This window comes from Gordonia sp. UBA7860, from assembly GCF_002500165.1.
In the GTDB taxonomy this organism is placed as follows: Bacteria; Actinomycetota; Actinomycetes; order Mycobacteriales; family Mycobacteriaceae; genus Gordonia; species Gordonia sputi.
On sequence record NZ_DLSO01000152.1, the window covers coordinates 1 to 6,216 of the forward strand.

At 65.3% G+C, this 6,216-nt stretch carries 8 protein-coding genes and 1 pseudogene; 8 read left to right on the forward strand and 1 reads right to left on the reverse strand.

What is annotated here, in order from left to right; translation table 11 throughout:
• Positions 1-67: 67 nt before the first annotated feature.
• The 6 genes from B3T59_RS19035 to B3T59_RS19060 are packed head-to-tail and all read left to right on the forward strand — an operon-like array spanning position 68 to position 4,704.
• Positions 68-1,060, forward strand: coding sequence for a ribose-phosphate diphosphokinase (locus B3T59_RS19035; protein WP_287004791.1), 993 nt, complete (start codon positions 68-70; stop codon positions 1,058-1,060).
• Complete coding sequence (locus B3T59_RS19040) at positions 1,050-1,622, forward strand: flavin reductase family protein (protein WP_287004793.1); 573 nt, start codon at positions 1,050-1,052, stop codon at positions 1,620-1,622. Before B3T59_RS19035 ends, B3T59_RS19040 begins: the two co-directional genes overlap by 11 nt.
• A 14-nt stretch (positions 1,623-1,636) precedes the next feature.
• On the forward strand, positions 1,637-1,966 hold the full coding sequence (locus tag B3T59_RS19045) for an NIPSNAP family protein (protein ID WP_287004795.1): 330 nt from the start codon (positions 1,637-1,639) through the stop codon (positions 1,964-1,966).
• Positions 1,963-2,205: a hypothetical protein gene (locus tag B3T59_RS19050; protein WP_287004797.1), complete on the forward strand. Its 243-nt coding sequence runs from the start codon at positions 1,963-1,965 to the stop codon at positions 2,203-2,205. Before B3T59_RS19045 ends, B3T59_RS19050 begins: the two co-directional genes overlap by 4 nt.
• Before the next feature lie 59 nt (positions 2,206-2,264).
• Entirely contained in the window at positions 2,265-3,719 is a 1,455-nt protein-coding gene (locus tag B3T59_RS19055) for an NAD-dependent succinate-semialdehyde dehydrogenase (protein ID WP_287004798.1), read from the forward strand.
• A 40-nt stretch (positions 3,720-3,759) separates the two neighbouring features.
• Positions 3,760-4,704 (forward strand): nucleoside hydrolase, encoded by a 945-nt coding sequence (locus B3T59_RS19060; RefSeq protein ID WP_287004799.1) that lies wholly within the window; start codon positions 3,760-3,762, stop codon positions 4,702-4,704.
• A 413-nt stretch (positions 4,705-5,117) separates the two neighbouring features.
• On the opposite strand, the gene B3T59_RS19065 is transcribed toward B3T59_RS19060, so the two are convergent.
• Positions 5,118-5,486, reverse strand: a complete 369-nt coding sequence (locus tag B3T59_RS19065) for a hypothetical protein (RefSeq protein ID WP_287004801.1) — start codon at positions 5,484-5,486, stop codon at positions 5,118-5,120.
• Between B3T59_RS19065 and B3T59_RS24530 the strand changes: the two genes are divergently transcribed.
• Both B3T59_RS24530 and B3T59_RS19070 read left to right on the forward strand, forming a co-directional pair.
• Complete coding sequence (locus B3T59_RS24530) at positions 5,454-5,786, forward strand: DUF6766 family protein (protein ID WP_349681978.1); 333 nt, start codon at positions 5,454-5,456, stop codon at positions 5,784-5,786. The genes B3T59_RS19065 and B3T59_RS24530 overlap by 33 nt on opposite strands.
• A gap of 212 nt (positions 5,787-5,998) precedes the next feature.
• Positions 5,999-6,216, forward strand: a pseudogene (locus B3T59_RS19070) (hypothetical protein); the annotation flags it as partial.

Sequence of the window (6,216 nt, forward strand, 5' to 3'; positions counted from 1 at the left end):
GGGTAGAAACGTTTCTACCCGTCCGCTGACGAAATAGCTTCTCCGACAGAACATCTGGAAGGTACGCATGACCACCTCACTCCCGCTCGGCTATCAGAAGCAATTGATGATGTTCGCCGGACGAGCGAACCCCGCACTCGCCGCGTCGATCGCCGCCACGCTGCAGGTCGACCTGGGGCCGATCACCCTCAAGACCTTCTCCAATGGGGAGGTGTACTGTCGCTTCGACGAATCCGTTCGGGGCGCAGACGTTTTCCTCATCCAGCCGATGAGTGCCAATCCGGACGAAGGGCTCAACGCCAACGACGCGCTGCTGGAACTGCTGGTGATGGTCGATGCCGCCATCGGCGCGAGCGCACACCGGGTCGTCGCGGTCACCCCGTGGTTCGGCTATTCCCGGCAGGACAAGAAATCCGCTCCGCGCGAACCGATCTCGGCCCGCATGGTGGCTCGGATACTGGAGGCCGCCGGAGTGGACAGGGTGCTGACGATGGATCTCCACGCGGGTCAGCTCCAAGGCTTCTTCAGTGTGCCCGTCGATCACATGACCGCGCTCATGATGCTCGCCGATCACTTCGCCGGACTCGACGACGATCTCGTCGTGGTGGCGCCCGATGCCGGCCGAGTCAAGCTGAACAAGCAGTTCGCCACTCGCATCGGCGCGGGACTGGCCATCCTGGACAAAGAGCGACCGCAACAGCAGATCGCCCAGATATCCACTGTGATAGGCGATGTGCGCGACAAGACGGCCATCGTCGTGGACGACATCATCGATACCGCCGGCACGCTGTGTGCTGCCGGCGAAGCAGTCGTCCGGGCCGGCAGCAATCGTGTGTTCGCGGCTGCCACCCACGGTGTGTTCAGCGGGCGCGCGTACGAGAATCTCGCCGACTCGCCGTTCGAGCGAGTGGTCGTCACCGACACCATTGCGTTGCGTCCCGATGCGCCGCCGGTGATCGACGTCATCTCGTGCGCACCGATGCTCGCCGACACGATTCGGCGCATCTTCGTCGATGACTCGGTCAGTGAGGTGTTCGGGGGCAAGAATCATGTGTTCTGAGGCGGCACCGGAGAACCGGACGGCCGCGTCCGGGTCCACCCATCTCACCGGCGTGCACGATTCCGCGGGTGTCGTCGACGTCTCCGCGCTGCGCACCACGTTCGGGAAGTTCCCCAGCGGGGTGACCGCGATGTGCGCGATCGACGACGCCGGGCAACCGACCGGCATGGCGGTCAGCGCCTTCGTTAACGTGTCCCTGGAACCACCCCTGGTCGGGGTGTTCGTCCAGACCTCCTCGACGACCTGGCCCAAGTTACGGACGCGGCCGCGCATCGGACTCTCCGTCCTGAGCGCCGACCAGCACACCGCATGCCGGCAACTGGCGTCCCGCACCGGCAACCGGTTCGCGGATCTGAGTTGGGACACCGGCGTCGAGGGCGCGATCTTCCTGCACGGAGCCAGCGCGTGGTTCGACTGCGAGGTCGAGTCCGAGTCGGTCACCGGTGACCACACCCTGGCCCTGCTGCGCATCATCGGCCACCGGGTGGCCGGGCCCGAAGCCCCACTGGTGTTCTACGAGAGCCGATTTCACGATCTCAGCGCATCCGCGCGAGACAACTGACCGAAAGGACCCCCATGATCGTCGAGATTCGCGAGTACGTAGCCGTTCCCGGCCGCCTGCCGGCGATCGTCGACCTGTTCTCCAACCACACTGCGCGGATGTTCGAGCGATACGGCGTCGAACTGATCAGCGCCGGGCACACCGTGATCGGAGAGAACTCGTTCGGGGAGTTGGTCTACAGCCTCCGATTCAACGACCTCGCCGAACTCGATCTCAAGTGGGGGCAGGTCACCTCCGATCCCGAGTGGCAGGACGCGTTCGCCGCCGCGGAACAGGACGGTCCGTTGATCCAGACGATGCGACGCCGGGTCATCGATGACACCCCGTTCCAGGCGAGACGATGATCGTCGAGATCAACGGCTGCCACGACGTCCAGCTGGTCTCCTCCGAGGAGGGGGACGTGGACGGGGACGTGCACATCGTCGCACCCGAAGCACTGCTGCCCTATCTTCCCGGCATAGTCGCGCTGAACGGTCTGGGACGCGTCGCCGGCCACGTCGTCGAACTGGATGTCACCTGGTCCGGATGGCCCGCCGGTGTCCCCACCCCGCCGACCGCGGTGATCACCACACGCTGCGACTGAGCACCCTCGCCGCTCGACGACTCGACCATGGGTGGCACCGTCACCCGAAAGGACCTCTGATGACCGACCCCGCGCTGCCGAGCGCCGTCCCCACCGGAACCTGGATAGACGGTGCAGCCCGCGAGGCATCGAACGGTGAGCGGTTCGACGTCGTGAACCCGGCCACGGGCGACGTCCTGACCACGGTCGCCGATGCGACCGTGGCCGACGCCGACGCCGCGCTCACCGCAGCCGTCGCGGTCCAGCCCTCCTGGGCGGTCACGCCACCGCGTGAGCGAGGCGAGATTCTGCGCCGGGCGTGGGAGATCATCCGGGAACGGGCGGACGACTTCGCCTACCTCATCACCCTGGAGATGGGCAAGCCGCTGGCCGAGAGCCATGGCGAAGTCGCCTACGGCAGCGAGTTCCTGCGGTGGTTCGCCGAGGAGGCCGTCCGGATCGGCGGCCGGCTGACGACCGCGCCGTCGGGGAACGGCCGCATCCTCGTCACCCGAGAACCGGTCGGACCGACGCTGGCGGTCACACCGTGGAACTTCCCGCTGGCCATGGGAACCCGCAAGATCGGTCCGGCCCTCGCCGCCGGTTGCACGATCATCGTGAAACCGGCGGAGGACACGCCTCTGACCATGTTGCTGCTCGCCCAGGTCTTCTCCGACGCCGGACTGCCGGACGGGGTGCTGTCGGTGGTCCCGACCCGATCGGCGCCCGCCGTCGTCGGCGCGCTCATGACGGACCGGCGCCTCCGGAAGGTGTCCTTCACCGGATCGACCGCCGTGGGCAAGAAGCTCATCGCACAGTCTGCCGACCAGGTGTTGCGGACCTCGATGGAGCTCGGCGGCAACGCGCCGTTCATCGTCTTCGACGACGCCGACATCGGGTCCGCGGTCGAGGGCGCAGTCGCGGCGAAGATGCGCAATGGTGGTCAGGCGTGTACGGCGGCGAACAGATTCCTGGTCCACAACCGGGTCCGCGACGCGTTCACCGATGCGTTGTGCGCGCGGATCGACGCGATCACCATGGGCCCGGGCCATACCGACGGCGTCACACTCGGGCCGATGATCAACGCCGGGCAGCGGGACGCGGTCGCCGCGCTCGTCGACGAGGCGGTCGCAGCGGGCGCCCGTGTCCGTACCGGGGGAGTGACCGTCGCCGGCCCGGGCTGCTTCTACCAGCCGACCGTGCTCGACGAGGTTCCGGCGGGATCGCGGATCCTGGACGAGGAGATCTTCGGCCCGGTTGCGGTGATCACCGGGTTCGACACCGAAACCGAAGCGCTCAAGCAAGCGAACGGAACCGACCAAGGACTGGCCGCGTACTTCTACACTCGAGATCTCGACCGGGCGAGGCGCGTGGCGGAGGCTCTCGAAGCCGGGATGGTGGGCGTCAACCGCGGCGTGATCTCCGATCCCGCAGCCCCTTTCGGAGGCGTCAAACAGTCGGGCCTGGGGAGTGAGGGCGGTAGCGAGGGCATCGACGAGTACCTGAACACCAAGTACATCGCGCTCACATCGTGATACCGACGAGGCCGCGCAACGGATCGTGGAGACGAGGGAAATGATGTCCGACAGTGATTCTCGGGTCTTCTTCCTCGATTGCGATCCCGGCATCGACGATGCACTGGCCCTGGCCTATCTACTCGCGAGGCGCACGCCCATCGTCGGCGTGGGAAGTGTGGCGGGCAATGTCGACGCCGCCCGGGGGGCCGAGAACGCTCGTCGGCTGCTGCGGTTGTTCGACAGGGTGGACATCCCGGTGTCTGTCGGACTCGATGCGCCGGACGGCGCTCAGGCCGACGATGACGCTGCGTCGTTCCACGGCCGCAACGGTCTCGGGGGAGTGTCTCTATCCCCTGGCCCGGATGATGCCTGGTCCTCGTCGACCCCGGACACGCTCCGAAGTCTGGCACGCACATACGGCGACCGACTGCATATCATCGCGACCGGGCCACTCACCAATCTCGCGCAGGTTCTGACGGACGAACCCGACTTCGGTAACCGCGTAGGCGGGATGACCGTGATGGGCGGTGCGTTCTCCGTCCCCGGCAACGTGACCCGGTGGGCGGAGGCAAATATCGCGTCTGATCCTACTGCGGCCGCAAACGTCGTCCAATCGGACTGGAATCGGCTCATGTTCGTACCGATCGATCTTACCTACAAACATCTGTTCAGTCGGGAGGACCAGTCGATCTTACGCGATCTCGATCGGCCGGAACTCGAAACCCTATGTCAAATAATCGATTTCTACTACGACGCCTATCGGGATCGGTTTCGGGGACGGTACATTCCACTCCATGATCCGTTGGCAGCAGCGGTCGCGGTAGGAGATGTCGATGTCGAGACCGTCACGCAAGGTCAGGTGACCGTGTGTGTCGACCGCGGAGAGCGGCGAGGGCAAACGACTCTGTCACCCGCCACGGACGGCACGATCAACGTCGTCTCTACGGTGGACCGGCAGTGTGCGCGGGTAGTAGTCGACACACTTGCGGCAAACTGGCGGTGAGAGCCGCGGAGCTCCCAGGAGTACCTGTCGAGGACGCCTGAAGCACCGATCCGATGACGTCCCGGCTCGACGTAGTCCTTGTCATGACAGCTGAGTGACAGCTTGCGGCGACTGGCCGATGCCATGCCAGGCGAACGACATCCGCTGTCTCTTGGTTTCCCGACGGATGGGGCCCGGCCCGGCCTGGCCAGAGTCGCCGCACGTAGTGCCATCGCCACACAGCCGAGGACGAACACCGCGATCACTACCGCACCGCAGAACATGAGTCCGCCGGTCGGTCCCACGGTGGGACCAACGCCAACTCCTGGCGGTGCCGAAGGTCCCGTTGAGAAAGGGCATGTAGCTCTGCAGGGTGTACCCGTTCGGGACGAGGCTGATCGCATTCTCGACGACGTAGGCCCAGCCGAGCAGCATCACGACGGTCCCAGCGGGATGGGCGACGACACCGGCCACCCCGATCCCGACCCCCACGGCCAGCACCGCGAAGGCGGGAACTGCCAGAAGGAAGCGCCACCTTCAGCCGACGTCAGGTCGACTCCGCTGTACGCCGTCGGGAAGAACGCGGGCAGCGTCATCATCACGACCGCGACGAGTACGCCGCTGCACGTCGCGGCGCCGAAACCGTATGCTACCCACCGTGCCACGGCGCTGGTCCAGCGTCGCGAGTACAGGTGACGTGCGAGTTCGCCCGGCGCTACTTCGTCGAAGCCACCTTCGAGAACTGGGAGTCTGAGTTCCTCCAGATGGCCATGTACGTGGTACTCACCGCGTTCCTTGTGCAACGCGGATCCTCAGAATCCAAACCCGTTGATGGCGATGCACCTCAAGACGCAGACCCCCGTGATCAGTCCGGTCGACCCGGAACCCCGTGGCCCGTCCGGCGTGGGAGCTGGGTACTCAAGATTTACGAGAACTCCCTCGCCATCGCATTTATCGCCCTGTTCTTTGCCTCCATGGCCTTACATGCCGTCGGCGGTGCACGCGCCTACGGCGCCGAGCAGCAGCAAGATGCGGCACAACGGCTAGAACCGGGGTTAGGACCGCCCGTCCTCCATCCGACATTTCGTCACTGTGGCGAATGACTATGACATTTACAACTGAAGCTTGCTCTGCCGCAACGACTTTAAACTGGTAACGAGACGTGTTGAAGTAGGACGAGTTACCCCATAGCTGACCGTGGAACGGTTGGCGGCAGTGGCGATCGGCTGGCACGCGCGACTGCGGGGCAGCTGCGCCTTGTAATTCACACGCGTCGCAGCAGTGCCGGGCTCGGGGGAGCTGGAAAGATGTAGTGATGGCGCGCGTCGAGTGGACCCGACAGAGCGGTGAAGACGTTGAAGCAGTCGTCGCAATGCTGTTGTGCACTGAGTACCCGAATGCGTGGCGGATCCGGCCGGGCCGAGGCGACGGCGGAGTAGACGTCTTCGTTCCGCTGTCCGACGATCGCGCGCTACGAGACGTGTACCAGGTCAAGAAGTTTGCCTCGAACTTGTGGCGTGTCCCCCGTGAACC

Excerpts from the sequence above, each read along its gene's own strand:
- B3T59_RS19040 (WP_287004793.1), top strand. The coding sequence starts at position 1,050 with ATGTGTTCTGAGGCGGCACCGGAGAACCGGACGGCCGCGTCCGGGTCC.
- B3T59_RS19050 (WP_287004797.1), top strand. The coding sequence starts at position 1,963 with ATGATCGTCGAGATCAACGGCTGCCACGACGTCCAGCTGGTCTCCTCC.
- B3T59_RS19055 (WP_287004798.1), top strand. The coding sequence starts at position 2,265 with ATGACCGACCCCGCGCTGCCGAGCGCCGTCCCCACCGGAACCTGGATA.
- B3T59_RS19035 (WP_287004791.1), top strand. The coding sequence starts at position 68 with ATGACCACCTCACTCCCGCTCGGCTATCAGAAGCAATTGATGATGTTC.
- B3T59_RS24530 (WP_349681978.1), top strand. The coding sequence starts at position 5,454 with ATGTACGTGGTACTCACCGCGTTCCTTGTGCAACGCGGATCCTCAGAA.
- B3T59_RS19045 (WP_287004795.1), top strand. The coding sequence starts at position 1,637 with ATGATCGTCGAGATTCGCGAGTACGTAGCCGTTCCCGGCCGCCTGCCG.
- B3T59_RS19060 (WP_287004799.1), top strand. The coding sequence starts at position 3,760 with ATGATGTCCGACAGTGATTCTCGGGTCTTCTTCCTCGATTGCGATCCC.